This window comes from Burkholderia humptydooensis, assembly GCF_001513745.1.
In the GTDB taxonomy this organism is placed as follows: domain Bacteria; phylum Pseudomonadota; class Gammaproteobacteria; order Burkholderiales; family Burkholderiaceae; genus Burkholderia; species Burkholderia humptydooensis.
Map to the genome: position 1 here is coordinate 1,180,168 of NZ_CP013382.1, position 22,211 is coordinate 1,202,378.

18 protein-coding genes and 1 pseudogene are annotated in these 22,211 nt (G+C 67.6%); 12 read left to right on the forward strand and 7 right to left on the reverse strand.

What is annotated here, in order from left to right; genetic code table 11:
• Positions 1 to 16 precede the first annotated feature (16 nt).
• The 5 genes from gsiB (at position 17) to AQ610_RS24260 (ending at position 5,440) form a co-directional block, all read left to right on the forward strand.
• Complete coding sequence (gsiB, locus tag AQ610_RS24240) at positions 17 to 1,579, forward strand: glutathione ABC transporter substrate-binding protein GsiB (RefSeq protein ID WP_006027047.1); 1,563 nt, start codon at positions 17 to 19, stop codon at positions 1,577 to 1,579.
• Positions 1,580 to 1,670: 91 nt separating this feature from the next.
• A complete protein-coding gene (gene gsiC / locus AQ610_RS24245) occupies positions 1,671 to 2,591 on the forward strand; it encodes a glutathione ABC transporter permease GsiC (RefSeq protein WP_006027048.1) in 921 nt (306 codons plus the stop codon).
• 7 nt (positions 2,592 to 2,598) lie between these two features.
• Positions 2,599 to 3,501 carry a glutathione ABC transporter permease GsiD gene (gene gsiD, locus AQ610_RS24250; RefSeq protein WP_006027049.1) on the forward strand — a complete coding sequence of 301 codons (903 nt, stop codon included), beginning with the start codon at positions 2,599 to 2,601 and terminating at the stop codon, positions 3,499 to 3,501.
• Complete coding sequence (locus AQ610_RS24255) at positions 3,501 to 4,613, forward strand: DmpA family aminopeptidase (protein ID WP_006027050.1); 1,113 nt, start codon at positions 3,501 to 3,503, stop codon at positions 4,611 to 4,613. Before gsiD ends, AQ610_RS24255 begins: the two co-directional genes overlap by 1 nt.
• Positions 4,613 to 5,440, forward strand: a complete 828-nt coding sequence (locus tag AQ610_RS24260) for a M55 family metallopeptidase (protein ID WP_006027051.1) — start codon at positions 4,613 to 4,615, stop codon at positions 5,438 to 5,440. Before AQ610_RS24255 ends, AQ610_RS24260 begins: the two co-directional genes overlap by 1 nt.
• 46 nt (positions 5,441 to 5,486) lie before the next feature.
• Here AQ610_RS24260 and AQ610_RS24265 read toward each other — a convergent pair whose 3' ends face one another.
• The 4 genes from AQ610_RS24265 to pcaH form a co-directional block, all read right to left on the reverse strand.
• Positions 5,487 to 6,131, reverse strand: a complete 645-nt coding sequence (locus AQ610_RS24265) for a hypothetical protein (RefSeq protein ID WP_006027052.1) — start codon at positions 6,129 to 6,131, stop codon at positions 5,487 to 5,489.
• Positions 6,132 to 6,184: 53 nt separating this feature from the next.
• On the reverse strand, positions 6,185 to 6,895 hold the full coding sequence (locus tag AQ610_RS24270; RefSeq protein WP_006027053.1) for a hypothetical protein: 711 nt from the start codon (positions 6,893 to 6,895) through the stop codon (positions 6,185 to 6,187).
• Between the two features lie 434 nt (positions 6,896 to 7,329).
• Positions 7,330 to 7,923: a protocatechuate 3,4-dioxygenase subunit alpha gene (gene pcaG / locus AQ610_RS24275; RefSeq protein ID WP_006027054.1), complete on the reverse strand. Its 594-nt coding sequence runs from the start codon at positions 7,921 to 7,923 to the stop codon at positions 7,330 to 7,332.
• A gap of 2 nt (positions 7,924 to 7,925) precedes the next feature.
• A complete protein-coding gene (gene pcaH / locus AQ610_RS24280) occupies positions 7,926 to 8,630 on the reverse strand; it encodes a protocatechuate 3,4-dioxygenase subunit beta (protein WP_006027055.1) in 705 nt (234 codons plus the stop codon).
• Positions 8,631 to 8,738: 108 nt separating this feature from the next.
• Here pcaH and pcaQ point away from each other — a divergent pair, with 108 nt between their 5' ends.
• Entirely contained in the window at positions 8,739 to 9,740 is a 1,002-nt protein-coding gene (gene pcaQ, locus AQ610_RS24285) for a pca operon transcription factor PcaQ (protein WP_006027056.1), read from the forward strand.
• Positions 9,741 to 9,798: 58 nt separating this feature from the next.
• Here pcaQ and AQ610_RS24290 read toward each other — a convergent pair whose 3' ends face one another.
• Together AQ610_RS24290 and AQ610_RS38205 are read right to left on the reverse strand one after the other, a co-directional pair.
• Complete coding sequence (locus AQ610_RS24290) at positions 9,799 to 10,470, reverse strand: hypothetical protein (RefSeq protein ID WP_006027057.1); 672 nt, start codon at positions 10,468 to 10,470, stop codon at positions 9,799 to 9,801.
• A gap of 260 nt (positions 10,471 to 10,730) precedes the next feature.
• Positions 10,731 to 11,099, reverse strand: a pseudogene (locus AQ610_RS38205) (hydrolase).
• A 3-nt stretch (positions 11,100 to 11,102) separates the two neighbouring features.
• Between AQ610_RS38205 and AQ610_RS24300 the strand changes: the two are divergent.
• Complete coding sequence (locus AQ610_RS24300; protein ID WP_009915208.1) at positions 11,103 to 12,572, forward strand: GGDEF domain-containing protein; 1,470 nt, start codon at positions 11,103 to 11,105, stop codon at positions 12,570 to 12,572.
• 124 nt (positions 12,573 to 12,696) lie between these two features.
• On the forward strand, positions 12,697 to 13,365 hold the full coding sequence (locus AQ610_RS24305) for an O-methyltransferase (RefSeq protein WP_006027059.1): 669 nt from the start codon (positions 12,697 to 12,699) through the stop codon (positions 13,363 to 13,365).
• A gap of 11 nt (positions 13,366 to 13,376) precedes the next feature.
• On the opposite strand, the gene AQ610_RS24310 is transcribed toward AQ610_RS24305, so the two are convergent.
• Positions 13,377 to 14,495, reverse strand: a complete 1,119-nt coding sequence (locus AQ610_RS24310; protein ID WP_006027060.1) for a 3-deoxy-7-phosphoheptulonate synthase — start codon at positions 14,493 to 14,495, stop codon at positions 13,377 to 13,379.
• 330 nt (positions 14,496 to 14,825) lie between these two features.
• Here AQ610_RS24310 and AQ610_RS36410 point away from each other — a divergent pair, with 330 nt between their 5' ends.
• The 4 genes from AQ610_RS36410 to AQ610_RS24325 all read left to right on the forward strand — a co-directional run bounded on the left by AQ610_RS36410 (position 14,826) and on the right by AQ610_RS24325 (position 22,190).
• Complete coding sequence (locus AQ610_RS36410; RefSeq protein WP_138110267.1) at positions 14,826 to 15,101, forward strand: hypothetical protein; 276 nt, start codon at positions 14,826 to 14,828, stop codon at positions 15,099 to 15,101.
• The gene (nosR, locus tag AQ610_RS24315) at positions 15,098 to 16,528 is read left to right on the forward strand and encodes a response regulator c-di-GMP phosphodiesterase, NosR family (protein WP_006027061.1); all 1,431 of its coding nucleotides are present in this window, start codon (positions 15,098 to 15,100) and stop codon (positions 16,526 to 16,528) included. The genes AQ610_RS36410 and nosR overlap by 4 nt, the downstream gene beginning before the upstream one ends.
• A gap of 206 nt (positions 16,529 to 16,734) precedes the next feature.
• Positions 16,735 to 20,064, forward strand: a complete 3,330-nt coding sequence (locus AQ610_RS24320; RefSeq protein ID WP_006027062.1) for an amino acid permease — start codon at positions 16,735 to 16,737, stop codon at positions 20,062 to 20,064.
• Positions 20,061 to 22,190 carry a putative bifunctional diguanylate cyclase/phosphodiesterase gene (locus AQ610_RS24325; protein ID WP_006027063.1) on the forward strand — a complete coding sequence of 710 codons (2,130 nt, stop codon included), beginning with the start codon at positions 20,061 to 20,063 and terminating at the stop codon, positions 22,188 to 22,190. The genes AQ610_RS24320 and AQ610_RS24325 overlap by 4 nt, the downstream gene beginning before the upstream one ends.
• Positions 22,191 to 22,211 lie beyond the last annotated feature (21 nt).

A 22,211-nucleotide genomic window follows, 5' to 3' on the forward strand; every position in this document is an offset into this window, starting at 1 on the left:
GCAAAGGAGCCCACACATGACCCAGCCGCATTCGTTCCCGCCGTTCTCGCCGCGCGCGCTTCTCGCCGCCTGCGCGGGCGTGATCGCGATGTCGTCCGCGCCGCTCGCGCTCGCCGAGCAGACCGCGGTGATGGCCGTCGATTCGACGTTCACGACGCTCGATCCATACGATTCGAACGACACGCTGTCGCAGGCGGTGTCGAAGTCGTTCTATCAGGGCCTGTTCGGCTTCGACAAGGACATGAGGCTGGTCAACGTGCTCGCGACCGGCTACGACGCGAGCGCCGACGCGAAGGTCTACACGATCAAGCTGCGCCAGGGCGTGAAGTTCCAGGACGGCGCCGATTTCAACGCGGCCGCGGTGAAGGCGAACTTCGACCGCGTGACCGACCCGGCGAACAAGCTGAAGCGCTACAACCTGTTCCGCCGGATCGCGAAGACGGAAGTCGTCGATCCGTACACGGTGAGGATCACGCTCGCCGAGCCGTTCTCGGCGTTCGTCAACGTGCTCGCGCATCCGTCGGCCGTGATGATCTCGCCCGCCGCGCTGAAGAAGTACGGGCGCGAGATCGGGCTGCATCCGGTCGGCACCGGCCCGTTCGAGCTGGTCGAGTGGAAGCAGACCGACGATCTGAAGGTGAAGAAGTTCGCCGGCTACTGGAAGGCCGGCTATCCGAAGATCGACGCGATCGACTGGAAGCCCGTCGTCGACAACAACACGCGCGCCGCGCTGATGAAGACGGGCGAGGCCGATTTCGCGTTCCGCATCCCGTTCGAGCAGACGGCCGATCTGAAGGCGAGCCCGAAGGTCGACGTGATCGAGCGTTCGTCGATCATCCAGCGCTACGTGAGCCTGAACGTGACGCAAAAGCCGTTCGACAACCCGAAGGTGCGCCAGGCGCTCAACTACGCGGTCAACAAGGACGCGCTCGCGAAGGTCGCGTTCGCCGGCAATGCGACGCCCGCCACGGGCATCGTGCCGCAGGGCGTCGATTACGCGGTGAAGCTCGGCCCGTGGCCCTACGATCCGGCGAAGGCGCGCGCGCTGCTGAAGGAGGCGGGTTATCCGAACGGCTTCGAGACGACGCTCTGGTCCGCGTACAACAACTCGACGTCGCAGAAGGCGATCCAGTTCGTCCAGCAGCAGCTCGCGCAGGTCGGCGTGAAGGCGCAGGTGCAGGCGCTCGAGGCGGGCGAGCGGGTGGCGAAGGTCGAGAGCGCGCAGGACCCGGCGAAGGCGCCCGTGCGGATGTACTACATCGGCTGGTCCGCGTCGACGGGCGAATCGGACTGGGCGATCACGCCGCTGCTCGCGTCGTCGTCGATTCCGCCGAAGCTCGTGAACACCGCGTACTACAGGAACGATGCGGTCGACGCCGATCTCGCGAAGGCGCTCGAGACGACCGACCGCGCGAAGAAGGCCGAACTGTACTCGGACGCGCAAAAGCGGATCTGGGCAGACGCGCCGTGGATTCCGCTCGTGCAGGAGAAGATCGTCTACGCGCGCAGCAAGCGTCTGCAGGGCGCGTACGTGATGCCGGACGGCTCGTTCAACTTCGACGAGATCGCGATCAAGTGACGCGAGTGACGCGAGTGACGCGAGGCGGCCCGGCCGCCTCGGGCATCGGCGGCGCGCGGTGGCCCCGCGCGCCGCATCGAGAGGCAAGCGCATGCTGAATTTTCTGGTCAAACGATTGTTCGGGCTGCTGCCGACGCTCGCGTGCGTCGCGGTGCTCGTGTTCCTGTTCGTCCATCTGCTGCCGGGCGACCCCGCGCGGCTCGCGGCCGGGCCCGAGGCCGACGACGCGACGGTCGCGCTCGTGCGCGCCGATCTCGGCCTCGACAAGCCGCTGCCTGCGCAGTTCGCGAGCTTCTTCACGCGGATCGCGCACGGCGACTTCGGCATCTCGACGCGCAGCAAGCGGCCCGTCGCGACCGAGATCGGCGAGCGCTTCATGCCGACGCTGTCGCTGACCGTCGTCAGCATGGCGTGGGCGACGCTGTTCGGGATGGCGATCGGCATCGCGTCGGCCGTGTGGCGCAACCGCTGGCCGGACCGCGTCGGGATGACGCTCGCTGTGTCGGGCATCTCGTTTCCGGCGTTCGCGCTCGGCATGCTGCTGATGGAAGTGTTCTCGGTGAAGCTCGGCTGGCTGCCCGTCGTGCCGGACGGCTCGTGGAAGAGCTATGTGCTGCCCTCGGTGACGCTCGGCGCGGCCGTGGCCGCCGTGATGGCGCGCTTCACGCGCGCGTCGTTCGTCGAGGTGCTCGGCGAGGATTTCGTGCGCACCGCGCGCGCGAAGGGCGTGCGCGAGCCGATGGTCGTGCTCAGGCACTGCCTGCGCAACGCGATGATCCCGGTCGTCACGATGATGGGGCTGCAGTTCGGCTTCCTGCTCGGCGGCTCGATCGTCGTCGAGGCGGTGTTCAACTGGCCGGGGCTCGGGCGCCTGCTCGTCGATGCGGTGACGATGCGCGACTACCCGGTGATCCAGGCGATCGTGCTGCTGTTCTCGATCGAGTTCATCCTGATCAATCTGACCGTCGACGTGCTGTACGCGGTCATCAACCCGACGATCCGTTTCAAGTGAGGCGCGCATGAACGCGACTGTTCCCACCACCCCGGCCCCGTCGGCCGCCGCGCCGGCCGCGATCCGCACGCCGTGGAGCGAGTTCTGGCGCAAGTTCAAAAGGCAGCACGTCGCGCTCGCGGCGGGCGCGTTCGTGCTGCTGCTCGTCGCCGTCGCGATCGTCGGCCCGCACGTCGTGCCGTACGACCCGGAGAACTATTTCGACTACGACGCGCTGAACGCGGCGCCGTCGGCCGCGCACTGGTTCGGCGTCGATTCGCTCGGCCGCGACATCTTCAGCCGGATCGTTGCCGGCGCGCGGATCTCGCTCGCCGCGGGCTTTTTCTCGGTCGCGCTCGGCGCGGCGGTCGGCACGTTCTTCGGCCTCCTCGCGGGCTACTACGAAGGCTGGTGGGACCGCGCGACGATGCGCGTCGCCGACGTGCTGTTCGCGTTTCCGGGCATCCTGCTCGCGATCGGCATCGTCGCGATTCTCGGCAACGGGATGGTCAACGTGATCTGCGCGGTCGCGGTGTTCAGCGTGCCCGCGTTCGCGCGGCTCGTGCGCGGCAACACGCTCGCGCTCAAGCAGATGACCTACGTCGAGGCCGCGCGCAGCATCGGCGCGACCGACTGGACGATCATCATGCGGCACATCCTGCCCGGCACCGTGTCGTCGGTCGTCGTCTACTTCTCGATGCGCATCGGCACGTCGATCATCACCGCCGCGAGCCTGTCGTTCCTCGGCCTCGGCGCGCAGCCGCCGACGCCCGAGTGGGGCGCGATGCTCAACGAAGCGCGCGCGGACATGGTCAACGCGCCGCACGTCGCGCTCTTTCCGAGCATCGCGATCTTTCTGACCGTGCTCGCGTTCAACCTGCTCGGCGACGGGCTGCGCGACGCGCTCGATCCGAAGCTGGAGCGCCGCTGATGGGCGCGCACGCAGCGCCGCACGTCGGCGCGCTGCCGGCGGGGCCGCTTCGCAGCATCGCCGACGTCGCGGGCGTGACGGTCGGCCACGCGACGCTCGACGCGTGCGGCGTGCAGACCGGCGTGACCGTCGTGCGGCCGCACGCGGGCGACGTCTATCGCGACAAGGTGCCCGCCGCCGCCGCGGTGATCAACGGTTTCGGCAAGAGCGTCGGGCTCGTGCAGGTCGACGAGCTCGGCGTGATCGAGACGCCGCTCGCGCTGACGAACACGTTCGGCGTCGGCGCGCTCGCGCACGCGCAGATCCGTGCGGCGATCGGCGCGAATCCGCAGATCGGCCGCGCGTGGCCGACCGTCAATCCGCTCGTGTTCGAATGCAACGACGGCTATCTGAACGACCTGCACGCGTTCGCGGTGACGCCCGCGCATTACGCGCAGGCGCTCGCCGACGCGCGGCCCGCGTTCGCGCGCGGCGCGGTGGGCGCGGGGCGGGGGATGTCGTGCTTCGATCTGAAGGGCGGGGTGGGCTCGGCGTCGCGCGTCGTGCGCGCGGCGGGCGCATCGTGGACGGTCGGCGCACTCGTGCTCGCGAACTTCGGGCGGCTGCCGATGCTGACGATCGCCGGCGTGCCGGTCGGGCGAATGATCGCCGGGCGGGACGCGGGCGGCGGCCTCGCGCGTCGCCGCGCGCCCGACGCCGCCGCTTCGCCTGCGGACGCGCCGCCGCCCGAGCAAGGCTCGATCATCATGCTCGTCGCGACGGACGCGCCGCTGTCGTCGCGGCAACTGAAGCGCGTCGCGCTGCGCGCGGCCGCGGGGCTCGCGCGCACGGGCTCGGTGTACGGCCACGGCAGCGGCGACATCGCGCTCGCGTTCTCGACCGCATACACAGTGCCGCACGACGCCGGGCGCATCGCGCTGCCGCCGCTCGTCGCCGATGCGGCGCTCGATCCGCTGTTCGCCGCCGCGGCCGACAGCGTCGAGCAGGCGATCGTCGACGCGCTGTGGCAGGCGACGCGCGTCGCGGGCCGCGACGGCCACACGCGCCGCGCGCTGCGCGACGCGGCGCCGGAACTCGAACGATGGCTGCGCGAATCGCGCGCGGGAGACTGATGAAAGTCCTGATTTCGACCGATATCGAAGGGGTGGCGGGGGTCGTGAACGTCGAGCAGACACGCGCCGGCAATGCCGAATACGAGCGCGCGCGCCGCTGGATGACGGCGGAGGCGAACGCCGCCGTCGAAGGCGCGTTCGCGGGCGGCGCGACGCGCGTGTGGGTCAACGATTCGCACGGCGGCTTTCGCAACCTGCTGCCCGACGGCATCGACGCCCGCGCGCGCGTCGTGCTCGGCAAGCCGCGCACGCTCGGGATGATGGCGGGCCTCGAAGCCGGGCCGGACCTCGTGTTCATGATCGGCTATCACGCGAAGGCAGGCGCGCGCGGGCTGCTCGCGCACACGATCAACAGCGGCGCGTTCGCGCGCGTCGCGCTCGACGGGCGCGAAGTCGGCGAGGCGGGGCTCTACGGCGCGCTCGCGCACGAATACGGCGCGCACGTCGCGCTTCTGTCCGGTGACGACGTGTTCGTCGACGAGACGCGGCCGCTTTTTCCGGCGGCGCGCTTCGTGACCGTGAAGGATGCGGCGGGATTCGCGAGCGGCGTGTCGATGACGCCCGCCGCCGCGTGCGGGGCGATCGGTGTCGCCGCGCGGCAGGCGCTCGAGCAGGCGCGCGAGGTCGCGCGCGCCGCGCGTGCGCACGCGCCGCGCGCGGCGGCCTGCGAGCTGCGGACGCAGACCGTCGCGGCCGCCGACCTGTTCTGCCAGTGGCCGTCGCTCGAGCGCGTCGACGCGCTCACGCTGCGGTTCGCCGCGCCGTCGGTCGAGCACGTCGTGCGGACGTTGAATTGCCTGTCGGCGATGTCGTTCATGCTGCGCTGAGCGGCCTGCGTACCTGCGCGCAGCGGGCGACGGGCGGGGCGCGCGCTCAGGCGAGATAAAAGGTATTGGACGCGTTGTCGAAGCCGACATTGACCGTGCCGCCGTTCAGCGGCACCGCGAGGCCGTTCGCCGGCGTGAACGGAGCGATCATGCCGTTGACGCCGGAAGACAGGAACAGATCCGCGCATTCGCGCAGATAGAACGCCGCCTGGGTATTCGTGATCACCGCCGTGGCGTTCATCGTCGACAGCGCGGCCGCGCCGTTGACCGTCGCGCATTGCGCGAGCCCGAAAGCGGCGGACGCGCCGGCCTGCACATTGCGGATCGCGTAAGCGCCGGCCGGCCCGATGCCCGCGTTGCCGTTGTCTATCTGGCCGTTGCGGAACGAATAGAGCGTCTCGATGCGGGCCGGCCCGTTTGTCGTCGCGTTGATCCCGATCACGTTGCCGGCGGTCAGCGGCGTGGCCGTCATGTAAAGCAGCACGGCGTCGTCGACGACGACGCTGTTGCGCTCGTACGGCGAGAACGCCTGCCATATGACGGAGGTGCCGACCGATGCGCCGCGCGCGCTCGCCCGAGTCGAGCCGACATAGGCGTCGACCCGCCTCGTCAACGTCACCGCGAGCTGCGCGTCGCGGATTTTTTCCACGCCCGTCGCATCGATCGCGATGTAGATCGTGCCGGCCGGCATGATTCGTGCGGGACCCGCCTGTCGCCCGAAGCGGCAGGCGGGTCCCGCGCCGCTCACACGATTCTTCTCAATGCGCCGTAGTTTTCGGTCCCGGTGACGGCGCCCCGAAGGCTCGCGACGAAATCCTCTCCGGTGCGAATGGCCGGCTGCTCCAGGTAGAACGTATTGGTCCGGTCGTTGAACCCGACGTTGACCATCGGACTCTGGCTGGATAGCGCGATCGGCAGCGCGTTGCCGGCCACCTGCGATATCACCGAGCCATTGTTGCTGTATGACGCGAGGAACAGCGAGAGATTTTCGATCGGCGTGAACGACGCCCTCATGTTGTACGCGACCGGCACGGCGTTGAGCGGGGCCACGACAGGAACGTTGTTGACGATCGCCTGTTGGGCGAGCCCGAAGCTGAAGCTGCCCGCCTGGTTGTTGACGAGGTTGTACGTGGTGGGATTGCCTCCGTCGGCGCCGTTGAACTGCGCGCGCTCGAACGTGTAAGTCCAGCCCGCCTGAATCGGCGCGCCCGTCTGCGACGTCATCGTGATCGTCGCGCCCGCCTGCAGGATCGTCGTCGTCGCATACATCGTGTACTGTTCCTGCCACGAAATCTGGTTCAACTGGAGCGGCTGGAACGTCACCCAGGCGATCGGCAGATTGCCTTGCTGCAGCGGGTCCGAAATCACGCTCTTGACGAGCGTGACGCGAAGCCCGTTCTGATAAATGGTATTCAAGCCTGCATTGCTGATTGAAATGTTGATCTGGTAATTCATTTTCAACCTCCACGTGTTTGAGTGAGGCATTAAAGAAGAACCAGCCAGCGACACACTGGCGCTGCGACATCCCCGGCATCCGCGAGCGCCGGGCATTGACCGGACGGCAATCGCGCGACACGGGATCCGAGTGAACCTTGCGGATGCGCCCGCACATGGGCATGCCGGCAAGCGTGGATGGCCGGCCGGCGGCCGAGTCGGGACGCAAGCGTTGTTAATCGATATCAGCGATGTGCGAGTCTCCGCAGTATTTTTGATCAATGACCGGCTTGATGTTTTCTTTTTCGTTTCGCGATATATGCAATCGGCTGATTCAGGATAGGACGAATGGCGGGGTATTCAAGCGGCGATGCGATTTCAAACGGAAATTGAACCGGAGTGCGCCGTCGGGCTGCGCGCGGCGCGGGCCGGCGCGCGCAACCGTCGCGACTCGTTCAGACGTCGAAGAACACCGTCTCCCGCTCGCCCTGCATGCGGATGTCGAAGCGATAGGCCGTCACGCCGTTCGCCCGCGCGTCACGCTTTGCGATCAGCGTCGCGCGCCGTTCGGCCGGCACGTTCGCAAGCACCGCATCGGTTTCGTTCGCGGCCGCTTCGTCGTCGAAGTAGATCCGCGTGAACGCGTGCGTGAGAATCCCGCGCATCATCACCGTCACGTCGACGTGCGGCGCGTCCGTCTCCGACGTGCGCCCTGGCTTCACCGTATGGACGACGAAGCGGTTCTGCGCATCCGTGCCCGTGCCGACGCGCGCAAAGCCGCAAAAACCGCTCGCAGCGGCTTCGTCGCGCGACGCCGGATAGCGGCCTTCGCCGTCGACGTGCGTGAATTCGAGCACCGCGTCGCTGACGACGTTGCCGTCGCCGTCGAGCACGCGGCCGACGAGCAGGATGGGCTCGCCCGCCGCGTCGGGCGTCGCGATCTCCGCCGTGAAGAGGCTCTTCAGATCGTAGTTGTACTGCTGCGGGCAGAGGCCGTACGCGAAGTACGGGCCGACGGTCTGCGAAGGGGTCTGTTTCAGCGTCGTCATGCTCAGCGCTCCATCGGGGTGGCGTCGCGGCCGCGCAGCACGATGTCGAATTCGTAGCCGAGCGCGAAGCCTTCTTCGGTCGTGTCGATCGAGAAGCGCGAGATCAGGCGATCGCGCGCGTCCTCGGGCGTGCCCTGGAAGATCGGGTCGAGCGCGAGGAGCGGATCGCCCGGGAAATACATCTGCGTGACGAGCCGCGAGCCGAAGTAGTCGCCGAACAGCGAGAAATGGATGTGGTTCGGCCGCCAGGCGTTCGGATGATTGCCCCACGGATACGCGCCCGGCTTGATCGTGAGGAACCGGTAGCGGCCGTTCTCGTCGGTGACGCACCGGCCCGCGCCGAGGAAGTTCGGATCGAGCGGCGCGTCGTGCTGGTCGACCTTGTGCACGTAGCGGCCCGCGGCGTTCGCCTGCCAGACCTCGACGAGCGTGTTGCGCACCGGCTTGCCGCCTTCGTCGAGCACGCGGCCCGTGACGACGATCCGCTCGCCAAGCGGCTCGCCGTTCTTCGCCGCGTTCTTCGTCAGATCGTGGTCGAGCGGGCCGAGATCGGCCGCGCCGTAGACGGGCGCGCGCTGATTGCGCAGTGTCTCCTTCAGCGGAATCAGCGGCTGCGTCGGACCGCGCTTCACGGAAGAGCGGTACGGCGGATGAATGTACGCGGGATGCGACGGCCAGTCGCGTGGCGCGAGCGTCGAGGAATCCATCGAGAGCGTCTCCAGATTGATGGTTGTCAAGGCGGGATGGAAGGACTTTAGCTAATCCGGAAAGTTATGCAAAATGACGTTTTATCGCTGATCGTATAACCAGACGTTATGCAAAACCGGATCGCCGACGGCCGGGTCAAGTTCCGGCATCTGCAGTGCTTTCTCGCGGTCGCGCAGTTCGGCGGCGTGCAGAAGGCCGCGCAAAGCCTGTCGATCACGCAGCCGGCCGTGTCGAAGACGATCGCCGAGCTCGAAGCGATCCTCGGCGTGCGGTTGTTCGAGCGCGGCCGGCAGGGCGCGCGGCCGACGCGCGAGGGGCAGCTCTTCATTCCGCACGCGAGCGCGTGCGTGCTCGCGCTGCGGCAGGGCGTGGGGCTCCTCGCGCGCGAGAGCGGCGGCGCGGCGGCGACGCTCGAGATCGGCATGCTGCCGACCGTCGCCGCGTCGCTCGCGCCCGCCGTGCTGAAGGTGCTCGCGAGCGAATGGCCGCGCGCGGTCGTGCGGATCACGACCGCCGCGAACGCCGAGCTGCTCGAGCGGCTGAAGGCGGGCGCGATCGAGTGCGCGATCGGGCGGCTGTCGGAGCCCGAGCGGATGGTCGGGCTGTCGTTCGAGCATCTGTACAACGAGCCGCTCGTCGCGGTCGTGCGCGCGGGCCATCCGCTCGCGGCGAGCGCTTCGCCCGCCGCGCAGCTCGCGCGCTACCCGGTCGTGCTGCCGCCTTACGGCACGATGATCCGGCAGGCGGCCGAGCAACTGCTGGGCGCGTGCGGCGCGCCGCCGCTCGAATCGTTCGTCGAGGTGCTGTCGGTGTCGGTCGCGCGCGCGCTCGCGCTCGAGAACGACGCGGTCTGGTTCGTGCCGCGCCACGCGGCCGAATTCGATCTCGCGGCCGGCACGCTCGTGCGGCTCGCGCTGCCCGTCGAGGGCGCGGACGAGCCGGTCGGGCTGATCCTGCGCACCGACGCGCAGCCGTCGCCCGTCGCGCGCGCGCTGATCGACGCGGTGCGGGCGGTTGCGCGGCGGCGGCGGGGCGCGGCGGGCGGGCGCGCGCGCGGCGGGCGGGGCGCGGCGAACCAGCGGCGCGGCGGGGGCGGGCGCAACGCGTGACGCCGGCGGTTGGCGTGCGCCGCCGCGCCGTCCCGCGCGACCAACGACGAGCGTCCGCTCACGCCATGCCGAGCTTCCCGAAATCGAAGCGTTCTTCCGACAGCAGGAAGCCGCTCGATTTCTTGCCCGGCTCCGAGCCCTTGATCTGGCATTGCTTGAGCAGCGAGAGATACGTGTTCTGCCTGTAGCCGCTGTCCGGCGCGGGCTCGACATAGCGCACCCACAGCTCGAGCGCGTCCTTGTTCGGCATCGCGATGAAATGCCCGGCGTCGCGCAGGGTGTTGACGTACGCGCTCGACATCCACCATGCATACGCAGTGCGGCTGCGCGTCAGCTCGCCGCGCGTATCGACGAACAGCACGCACGCGAGCGCCGAATTGGGCGTCGCGCAGATCAGATCCAGGTCGGACGGCTTGATCGGGAAATAGCCTTCCCAGCTCGGCCGCTCGCCTTTTTCCTTCGGCGACGCGACGGGCGCGGCCTGGCGGCTCTTGACCTGCACGTAGACCGGCGTTTCGGGCACGCCGCGCTCGACGGGCCGCGGCGCATCGTCGAGCCGCGACAGATGCCGGTACGCGCGCGTGACGACGAGATCGAAGCCCTTGTCGATCGGCAGCTTGAACGCCTCCATGTTGTGGCGGAAGCACTCGGACATGATGTAGTGCTCGCCGGCCGCGCCGATGTAGAGGAATTCGGTGGGAACGGATGATGACGATTTCGCGTTGGCCATGTCGTGAATGAACGTTGTTTGAGTCGGAGCGGCGGTTGCGCCGCTTGCAGTTCGAATGCGCGATGCTTGGGCGCGTTTCGGCGTTTGGCGCCCTAAGCGAATCGCGCATCCGGTCGAACGCGTTGTTCGGCGCGCTTGCGCGTCATGCAAAAGTACGCCGGACGGCATCGCGCGCGCAAGCGCGCCTCGCATCGCCGGGCTGCGCCCGCGGCCGCGCGGGCATGGCGGAAACGAATCGGCGGCAACGTGCGCTGTGGGCGTTATCGGCGTCGATCGGGCGTTCTTGAGCACTTTCCTGCGACGTGAATCGGATTGCAGTGCGCGAGGTCAACATTGCGCCGAACGTTCGATAGAATGGCCGCTCGTCGCGTTGCGCGACGTCGATTCAAAATGCCTTCCGATCGATTGCCCCGCGTCGCCGATCCGGCGCGCCGACGCACTTTGTGATCGGAATTTTCCGATCCGGTTCGGTCTGTCGGCGCGCGATGCGCGCCGTTTCGATGCGCGTCGTGCCGCGCGCGTCGCAGACAATGGCCGACGATGTTTTTCGTGACGAAGCGCATCGCGCTCATCAGACAAGCATGAAATCGATACATGCCGGCTTGCGCCGACGGCGAGGGCCGTCGCACCGGATGCCGCTCGGCTACATGGTGATCGCCGGCGCGGTGGCGATTGCGATCGTCATGATGTCCATCTGCGCGGCGATCCTGCGCGACAGCCGCGACGACGCATTCGAGCACGCGCAACGCGCCGCGCGCAACACGCTGCAGATGATCGAGCGCGACGTCGCGCGCGGCTTTCGTCTGTACGACCGCACGCTCGCGCGCATCGCCGCGCAGCTCGGCGAGCGCCGCATCGCCGCGCTGCCCGCCGACCTGCGCCGCGAGATCCTGGTCGATGCCGCGGCGGCCGCGAACGAGGCCGGCGTGATGTACGTGCTCGACGCGCGCGGGCATGTGACGTTCGCGTCGACGAGCGGCCCGCTGCCGACCGCGAGCTTCGCGTCGTACGATTTCTTCGCCGCGCAGCGCGACGCGCCGACGCTCGGCACGTATCTGAGCGGGCCGTACCGGATGCCGTCGCGCGACGGCGAGCCGTGCATCGCGCTGTCGCGCCGCATCGAGCGCGCGGACGGCGCGTTCGCGGGCGTCGTCGTGCTCGCGGTGCGCGTCGCGTATTTCCAGCAGTTGCTGGCGGCGGCGAGTGCGGGCCCCCACGGCGCGCTCGCGCTGATGCACGCGGACGGGCGCGTCCTGATGCGGATTCCGTTCGACGAGAAGTCCGTCGGCCTCGACCTGAGCGGAACGAGCCTCTACTCGCGCATGCAATTCGGCCGCTCGGGCGAGTTCTTCGACGTCGAGCCGATCGATCACGTGAAGCGCTTCTACCTGTATCGTCGGCTCGACGACGTTCCGCTGATCGTGCAGGTCGCGCTCGCGGACGACGACATCCATGCGACGTGGCGTGTGCGCGCGTGGCGCTTCGGCGTGCTCACGGGCGTGTTCGCGCTGATCTTCGTCGTGATGAGCGCGTATCTCGCGCATTCGCTGTGGCGCAAGTCGACGGCCGAGGCGGCGCTCGCGCGGCTCGCCGGCACCGACAGCCTCACGGGCCTGCACAACCGGCGCGCGCTCGACGAGACGCTCGAGCGCGAATGGCGGCGCGCGATGGGCGGCGCGCGTCCGCTCGCGATCCTGTTCGTCGACATCGACCACTTCAAGCGCTACAACGACACATACGGCCATCAGGTCGGCGACGAGGTGCTCGCGACCGTGTCGCGCTGCATCGCGCAGCAGGCGGCACGCTTGGGCGACGTCGTCGCGCGCTACGGCGGCGAGGAATTCGTCGTCGTGCTGCCGGATACGCCGCGCGGCGGCGCGCTCGTCGTCGCCGAGCGCGTGCGTCTCGGCGTGCGGATGCTCGGCATCGAGCATGAAGGCTCGGAGGTCGGGTTCGTCACGGTCAGCGTCGGCGTCGCGGTGTGGCAGCCGGACGGCGCGTCCGCGCCGCCCATCGCCGCGATCGTCGAGGCGGCCGATCAGGCGCTCTATCAGGCGAAGGCGGGCGGGCGCAATCGCATCGTCGACGTCGGGCTCGGTTGAGTCGAGCCCGGTGGGCGCGGCGGGGCGGCGTTTGGCGGCATCGGCGAGCGGATCGGGCGCGAACGACGCGGGCCGTTCGCCATAGAATGACCTTCCCCCGACATGAGAACGAGAAAGGTGCGCAATGAACGAACGGCAATGGAGCGCGGTCGACGATTTCTTCTGTAGCCAACTGGCGCCGTCCGATCCGGCGCTGGATGCGGCGCTGGCGTCGAGCAGGGCGGCCGGCCTGCCCGCGATCAACGTCACCGCGAATCAAGGCAAATTCCTGAACCTGCTCGCGACGATTCGCGGCGCGCGCCGGATTCTCGAACTCGGCACGCTGGGCGGCTACAGCACGATCTGGCTCGCGCGGGCGCTGCCGCCGGGCGGCGCGCTGGTCACGCTCGAGGCGAACCCCGATTACGCGGCGCTCGCGCGCGAGAACATCGGGCGCGCGGGACTGGACAGCGTCGTGTCGGTCGTCGTCGGCCGCGCGAAGGAGAGCCTCGAGCGGCTGATCGCCGAGCGCGCCGAGCCGTTCGATCTGATCTTCCTCGACGCCGACAAGGACAGCTATCCGGCGTATCTGCCGCTGACGGTCGCGCTGTCGCGTCCGGGGACGGTGATCGTCGCCGACAACGTCGTGCGGCAGGGGCGCGTCGCGGACCCGCAGAACCATGACCCGGACGCGCTCGGCGTGCGCGAATATTTCCGGCTGATCGCCGCGCATCCGCGCCTGTCGACGACCGCGCTGCAGACCGTCGGCTCGAAGGGCTGGGACGGGTTCGCGCTGACGGTCGTGACGGCGTAGGCCGTCGGCCGTCAGGCCGTGCGCCGCCGCCGCACCGCCTGCGCGAGCGCGTCGAGCACGGGCTCGGTCTGCGCCCAGCTCAGGCACGCGTCGGTGATCGACACGCCGTATTGCAGCGGCGTGCCGGGCTTCAGATCCTGCCGGCCGGCCTCCAGATTGCTCTCGACCATCACGCCGGTGATGCGCCGCTCGCCGTCCGACAGTTGCCGCGCGAGGTCCTCGGCGACGTTGACCTGCCGCAGGTGCGACTTGTTCGAATTCGCGTGCGAGCAGTCGACCATCACCTGCTCGCGCAAGCCCGCCGTGCGCAGCACCGCGCACGCTTCGTCGATGCTCGCGCGGTCGTAGTTCGGACCCTTCTTGCCGCCGCGCAGGATCACGTGCGCGTCTTCGTTGCCGCGCGTCTCGAAGATCGCGGCCATGCCCATCTTCGTCATGCCCATGAACGCGTGGCTCGCGCGCGCCGCGACGATCGCGTCGGCCGCCACCTGCACGCCGCCGTCGGTGCCGTTCTTGAAGCCGATCGGGCAGCTCAGCCCCGACGCGAGCTGCCGGTGGCTCTGGCTCTCGGTCGTGCGCGCGCCGATCGCGCCCCACGCGATCAGATCCGCGATGTACTGCGGGCTCAGCAGATCGAGGAATTCGGTGCCGGCGGGCAGGCCGAGCGCGTTGATGTCGATGAGCAGCCGGCGCGCGGCGCGCAGCCCTTCGTTGATGCGGAAGCTGCCGTCGAGGCGCGGATCGTTGATGTAGCCCTTCCAGCCGACCGTCGTGCGCGGCTTCTCGAAATACACGCGCATCACGATCAGCAGATCGTCGCACAGTGCGTCGGCGGCGGCCTTCAGCCGGCGCGCGTAGTCGAGCGCCTGGTCGTGATCGTGGATCGAGCATGGGCCGACGATTGCGAGCAGGCGGTCGTCGCGGCCGTGCAGCACGCCGCCGATCGCGTTGCGGCTCGCCTCGACGAGCGCCTGGACGGCGCTCGGCACGGGCAGTTCGTCCTGCAGCAGCGCGGGCGCGATGAGCGGGCGCACCGCGCCGATGCGCACGTCGTCGATGCGCGTCGTGTCTTGCGTCGTGTCGGCGGAACCGGCTTCCCGGTCGCGCTGCGGATTGTCGATGTTTTGCATGGTGGGGTTCCGGTTCTGCTGAATCAGCCACGATTATGGCATTCGCGCCGAGCGCGGCGCCCCGATCGGTTGCGCGTCGCGCTGCGCCGCCGCAAACGATCGCGTCATGTCATAGCCTGACGAGTCCCTCTTTCGGCTGCGCAGCGGACGGCGATGGCGCACTGGCCAACCAGCAGTGTGCCGCCCGTGCTTCGTCCGTGCCGTCATTGCGTTTCATCGTGGGTCGATATGTGAGCGCGTCGCTGATTTTGCTGCGAGAAAAATTTCCAATAGCCATCAAATAGAGAAATTCAGCCGACAGTCATTTTTGATGTAGGAGTCTTTCCGTTGATGTCAGGCTTTTCCTACACGGCGCACGCCGGCGAACCAGTTGCCTCGGCGAAAGCCATTTTCGCGAATGCGCCGCTTCCTTTCATCTCTTTCATTCTTTTCCCGGCACGGCAGCGACGGTCGTTCGCCCGCTTCTGGCGTGATTTTCACTTATTGAAAAACAGGCTGGTTGAGTTATTTAAAATGGATATTCCCTTCGTGTTTCCCCCGATATATTCGCGGCTATTTCCGCCGATATCCAAGGAACAAGGACGGCCGGAAATGGGGGCATCATGATCGAACATGAAAAGGTGACGAATCCATTTATCCCTGTTAATGATGGGGGGGCGGACATCGACAATGGAGCGCCAGCGACATTCGCGGAACATGAAGCGAGTGCATCCGCGCCTGCGCCCACCGTCCTGCTCGTCGACGACGAACTTGGCGTGCTTTCGTCACTCAGGCGCCTGTTCCGAACGACCCAATACCAGGTCCTGACCGCCGACAGCGCCGCTGCAGCCCTGGACATTCTCGCCTGCAACACGGTAGACGTCATCATCTCCGACATGCGGATGCCGTACATGAACGGAGCGGATTTCCTCGCCCGCGCGCGGACGCTGTACCCGGATACGACCCGCATCCTGCTCACCGGCTATTCGGAGATCGACCTGGCCGTGCGGGCCATCAACGAAGGGGCCGTCTACCGTTACCTGACCAAGCCCTGGGACGATCGCGAGGTGCTGCTCGCCGTCGACGAGGCGATCGAGCAGCAGCGGCTGCGCCGTGAAAACGCGCGGCTGGGCGAGGTCGCCAGCCGGCAGAACGAGGCGCTTCGCACTTTCAATACCGCACTCGAAGTCCAGGTGCACGCCCGCACCGAGGAGCTCCGTCAGACGGTGATGTTTCTCGACGATGCCCAAAGCGACCTGAAGCACAACTTCACGGCGATGGTTCAGGTTTGCGCGAACATGATCGAGCTGCGCTGCGGTGTGATGGGGGGCGAATCGCTGCGGATCGGCGAAGCTGCGCGCAGTCTTGCGCTGGCTTTCGGCATGAGCGGTCTGCAGGCGCAGGAACTGTTCTTCGCGGGGCTGCTGCACGGCATCGGCAAGCTGTCGCTGCCGGACGAATTGCTGCGCAAGCCGCTCGATCGCATGTCCGCGGAAGAAAGCCAGTTGTACTACCAGCATGCGCTGCGTGCGCAGATGGTGCTTACGCCCGTGCAGCAGCTCCAGTCTGTCGCGCACATCATCCGCCATCAGTACGAGCGCTTCAATGGACGCGGCACGCCCGACGGCCTCGCAGGGGAGGAGATCCCGTTCGGCTCGCGCCTTCTCGCGGTGGCGCGCGACTTCGAGGCGTTGCGCGGAGGCAGCATGGTCAGCCAGCCGTTCACGGCAGAACAGGCGCTCAGGATGCTCGTGTCGCAGTCGGGCATGCGCTACGACCCGGCGATCGTCGAGCAATTCGTTGCCCTGTCGAAAGATCCCTCTGCGTTGGCGGGACCGGAAGCGGTCTCGCAAGTCAACGCCTCGCAACTGCGGGAGGGCATGCGGCTCGCCGGCGATCTGCGTACCAACGGCGGCATTCTGCTCGTGACCCGGGGCAGCGTGGTGTCTTCGCACCAGGTCGCGCAGCTTCGGCGATTCGAGGCACAGGAGGCAGCGCCGTTCGAGATCGTGATTCACGAGTCTGCCGGTGCGGTGCCGCAGCGCAACGTGTGAGATGACGGCCGTCATCCGGCGCCGCGCACGCTCGATCGCGGAATGTCAACGAATGACGATGCGTGCCATCGGAACGATCGCCGTGTCCACGCGGCAGGAAACGCATTGCCGCGCCGATTTGCGGCGCAACGGCAAGCGGTGCGGACGGTTGCAGTTGCCGGACCGCGTGAGGAAAACGCCTGAAAGGCCGTAAGTGAGGATGCGTCATGGAAGCGACAGCGAACGAAACGCCACGCCGGCATCCGCGCACGCTGGGATGGGTAGGTACGACCGCGCTGGCGATGGGCGGCAGCAACCAGAGCCTGTTTCTGCTCGCGGCGCTCTTTGCCGGGCAGGGCGACATTCCTGGGCAGGGCAGCGCCGCCGTTCCGCTGCTCATCGTCGGGCTGCTGCTCAGCTATGCCGCCGCGCCAGGGTGGATCGAGCTGGTGTTGATGTCGCCGACGCGCGTGGGCGGGATCGCGGCTGCGTGCACCGAAGCATTCAGGCGCTACGGGGAAATCCTCTCCACGCTTGCCGGCGCGTGTTACTGGTGGGGCTGGGTGCCCGCCTGCGGTCTGACCGCGATCTTTTCGGCGACGGCGATCAACGAATGGTATCTGCCGGGGGTGCCCGTTACCGTACTCGCTTGCGCGCTCGTCGCCGCGTTCACGTTCGTCAACCTGTGCGGCATCCGATGGGTCACGCGGCTCGCGATACCGATCGCGACTGCATCGGCCGGGCTGGCGTTCATCTCGGCGATAGCGCCGGTCATGGCCGGCACGGTCGACTGGCACCGTGCCGCGGATTTTCACCTGACGACGCCATTTGCAGGGCACTTCGGCGAACTCACGTCGCTGATGGCCGGGCTGTATCTGATCGGCTTTGCCGCACCGGCATTCGAGGCCGCCACGTGTCACGTCGGCGAGACGGCCGATCAGAACCGCAACGTGCCGCGCGCGATGCTGGCGAGCGCGGCGATGGCCGGACTCTATTTTGCGGTGTTGCCTGGGGTATGGCTGGGCCTGCTGGGTCCGGGCCCGCTTGGCCAGGATCTCGGCCAGGTGCTGGGGCCGAGCTTCGCGCCGGTGTTCGGCAGTCTCGCGAAGGCCGCGGCGATCTGGTTCATGATGTTCAACATGTTTCATGGCACGATACAGCCGCTTGCCGGCGCCTCGCGCACGCTTGCCCAACTGTCCGAGGATGGCGTGGCGCCCAGGTTTCTCGCGTTGCGCAACCGGGCCGACGTGCCGTGGTGCGCGACGCTCGTGACGGCGGGTTTCTCGTTGGGTCTGCTGCTGCTCGGCGACCCCGTCTGGCTGCTTGCGGCGGCGAACTTCACATACCTCACGAGCATCTTTCTTTGCAGTGTCGCCGTGTGGCTGCTGCGGCGCGATGCGCCTCTCGCGCACCGGCCGTACCGGGCGCCGCGCGGCACGATCGGCCTCGGCCTTGCCGCTGCGGGCGTATGGATGCTCTCGGGCGTGCTCGGCTTCGAGCAGTACGGCCTGCCCACGGTCGTATGCGGCCTGGCGTTCGCGTATTCCGGCGCGGCGCTTTTTGCGTGGCGCAAGTGGGAGGATCGCCGCCGCGCGGGCCTGCCGGGGATCGGCGACACGCTGCACTTCAAGCTGACGGGCGCAATGCTGCTCGTGCTGGCGCTCGATGGCGCAGGCTACATGCTGGCGATCAGCCAGATTGCCCGGAAGAACGGGCCGATGGAAACCGCGCTCGAGGACATCTTCGTCGCCGTCGCAATGCTGACGGTCACCGTCGGCATTGTGCTGCCGGGCATGATTGCGCATTCCGCCGACGAACTGAGCCGCGCGGCCCGCCGTCTCGCGACCGGCACGCTCAAGGACTTTTCGAACGCGATGAGCGCGCTGGGCCGAGGCGATCTGGACGGCGCCTATGCGAACTTCGCGCCTGACCGGCTCCGGGGCCACGGGGGCGACGAACTGGGCCGGATGGCCGAGAGCTTCAATATGCTGCAGTCGGAGATCGGCATTGCCGCGACGGGGCTCGGCGATGCGCGCGAAGGCCTGCGGCGGGCGCGCAGCGAGCTGACGAACGCCAATCTCGATCTGCAGCGGGCCCATGACAGCCTCGAAGAGCGGGTGCGGCAGCGCACGCGCGAACTGCAGGAAGCCAACCGCGCCAAGTCGATTTTCCTCGCCAACATGAGCCACGAACTGCGCACGCCGCTCAATGCGATTCTCGGCTACGCGCAGTGGTTTCGGCGCGACGCGGCGGCCGGCGAGCGGCAGGTGCGCGCGGCCAGCATCATCAAGCAAAGCGGCGAACACCTGCTGATGCTGATCACCGACATTCTCGACCTCGCGAAGATCGAGGCAGGCAAGCTCGACCTGTGTCCGGGCCCGGCCGGGCTCGACGGCGTGCTGTCGAGCGTGATGGACATCATTCGCGTGAAGAGCGAGGAAAAAGGGCTGGCCTGCGTGCTCGATGCCGCTTCTGACTTGCCGCCCTCCGTATGGATCGACGACAAGCGCCTGCGTCAGGTGCTGCTCAATCTGCTCGGCAACGCGGTGAAATTCACGTCGCGCGGACGCGTGGAACTGCGTGTGAGCCTGCTGCAGCCTGCGGATGAACTCGCCCGTGTCCGATTCGAAGTCCGTGACACCGGCGTGGGCATTGCCCACGACAGGCTCACGAGCATTTTCGATCCGTTTGAACAGGCGGGCGAAGCGCAAAGCCGCGCGGGCGGCACGGGGCTGGGGCTGTCCATCAGCCGGCAACTCGTGCGGCTGATGGGGGGCGAGATCGAGGTCGAAAGCGAGCCCGGCGCCGGCAGCCGGTTCTGGTTCGACCTCGAGCTGGCGGTGGTCGAGGTGGCGCCCGCGCGTGCGCAGCCAGCGCAGAGCATCACCGGATATCAGGGCGCCCGCCGCCGGCGCCTGCTGGTCGTCGACGACATCGATGCGAACCGGTCGGTGCTGCGCGACACGCTGGGCGCCTTGGGCTTCGACATCGACGAAGCCGTCAATGGCGTCGAGGCAATCCATGCGGCGGAGAACGACCGACCGGATCTGATCCTGATGGACATTTGCATGCCGGTCATGAACGGCATGGAGGCGACCCGGCGGATTCGCGAGATTCCGGCATTGCGGGATGTGCCGATCATCGCGGTATCGGCCAGCGCCACGCCGGAGGACGCGGCGGCCGCGCTCGCGGCGGGCGCCTCCATGTTTCTGCCCAAGCCGGTGGATCACGACCGGTTGCTGGGCGAACTCGGCACGTTGCTCGGGCTGCAGTGGCGCCATGAGGCCCCCGGGTCGAACGCGGAGCGCGCCGGGGACACGCCGTCCATCGAGCCGATGGCGATTCCGGATGAAGGGCGGATGGCGCATCTGTACCGGCTCGCACTCGCCGGCAACATGCGCGCGATCCGGCTTTGGGCGGAAGAACTCATCACAGCCGAGCCGCAATGCCGCGTGTTTGCGGACAGGCTGACGGAAATGGCAAAGGGCTGCCGGTCCGAGGCGATTCTCAGGCTAGTCGAAACCTACATCAATCCGGCACAGGTAACCGAAACATGAACGACGAAACGATGATTCCCGAATCGCGGGCGCAGACGGTCCTCGTGGTTGACGACACGCCGGCCAATCTCGAACTGGCCGTGAGCGCGCTCGAGGCCGATGGGCTTGAAGTCCTGGTCGCGCAGAGCGGCGAGGAGGCGATCAGGCGAGCGCAGCTCGTCGTGCCCGATCTGGTCCTGCTGGACGTGATGATGCCGGGCATCGACGGCTTCGAGACGTGCCGCCGTCTGAAGGCGATCGACCATACGCGCGATGCGCCCGTCATTTTCATGACCGCGCTCTCGGACGTGCAGGACAAGGTTGCCGGTTTCGCCGCGGGCGGCATCGACTATCTCACCAAGCCGTTCCAGATCGTCGAGCTGGCGGCGAGGGTGAAGACGCATCTCGCGCTGCGCGCGGCGCAGCGGCAACTGGTCCTCGCGAACGCGCGGCTCGCTTCGTCCGAGGCGCGTTACCGGCGCCTGTTCGAGACGGCGAGCGACGGAATCATCCTCGTCGACATGGCGGGCAGCCGGATTACGGATGTCAATGCGTCGCTGGTGGAGATGCTGGGCTTCGAGCGCGACCACTTCGTCGGGCGGCCGATCGGAAGCGTGCCGCCGTTCGAAGCCGTTCCTGAATGCGCGAGTCTGTGCGCGACGCTCGCGGCAAGCGGAGAGATCCGGTGCGAACACACGTCGCTCGCGACGGCCACGGGTACACTGCTCGACGTCGAGTTTCTCGCGAGCCTCTATACCGTCGGCGGAGCAAGGATCGTCCAGTGCAACGTGCGCGACATCACGGAGCGCAAGCAGGCCGAAGCGCGTGTCCGGTACATGGCGCTGCATGATGCGCTCACGGGCCTGCCCAATCGCGCGCTGTTGCAGGAGCACCTCGCCCAGGCAATCGCACGGGCGCGACGCGAAGGCGGATGCGTGGCCGCATTGATGCTCGATCTGGACCGCTTCAAGCATGTGAACGATTCGCTTGGCCACCATATCGGCGACCGGCTGCTCGAGGCGGCGTCGATGCGCTTGCGCGGCTGCCTGCGCGAAGGCGACACGGTTGCGCGCCTCGGCGGCGACGAGTTCGTGATCGGCCTTGCGGATGTGGATGGCGATCAGGGCGCTGGCGAGGTCGCAACAAGGGTATTGACCACGCTGTCGCGCCCGTTCTTCGTGGAAAACCATGAACTGCACGTGGGCTGCAGCATCGGCATCAGCCGTTATCCGGCCGACGGCGAAGACGTGCAGACACTTCTGCGGGCCGCCGATACGGCGATGTATGACGCGAAAGCGAACGGACGCGGAATTTACCGCTTCTTCACGCCCGAACTCAATGCGGCCGCGCAACAGCGCCTCGCGTTGGCCCGCGACATCCGGTATGCGTTTGATCGCGGCGAGTTCGTGCTGCATTACCAGCCGCAGGTCTGCACGCATTCGGGTGCGATCACGGGCGTCGAGGCATTGCTGCGCTGGCGGCATCCCGAGCATGGCCTGATCTCGCCGCTGCAGTTCGTGCCGATGCTGGAGGAACTCGGCCTGATCGTCGCGGTTGGCCAATGGGTATTGCGCACGGCCTGCCAGCAGAGCGTCCAGTGGCAGTCGGCGGGACTGCCGCCCGTCAGGATGGCGGTCAACCTCTCGGCGTACCAGCTCCAGCGCGGCGACATCGTTCGCACCGTCGACGAGGCGCTGCGCGAGACAGGCCTTGCCGCCGAATGGCTGGAGCTCGAGTTGACCGAGACGATGGCCCTCTACAACGCTCAGGAGGCGATCCGGATCATGCGCGAATTCAAGCAGCTTGGTGTGAGCCTCTCTCTGGACGACTTCGGCACGGGCTGGTCGTCGCTGTCGTACCTGCGCCAGTTTCCGATCGACCGCATCAAGATCGACCGTTCGTTCATTCGTGACGTGGTCACTCATCCGGGTGCCTCGGCGGTGGTCCAGGGCATCATGACTCTCGCGAACCATCTCGGGCTGCAATGCATCGCGGAAGGCGTGGAGACCGTCCAGCAATTCGGATTTTTGCAGGAGCGCGCGTGCGGGGAGATTCAGGGATTTCTGGTGAGTCCGGCGCTGCCTGCCCATGAGTGTGCGGTCCTGCTCGCAAGCGACGAGAGTCCTGTTCCCGAATCCATCGTTTGATGGCCGGGCGCAACGGGACAG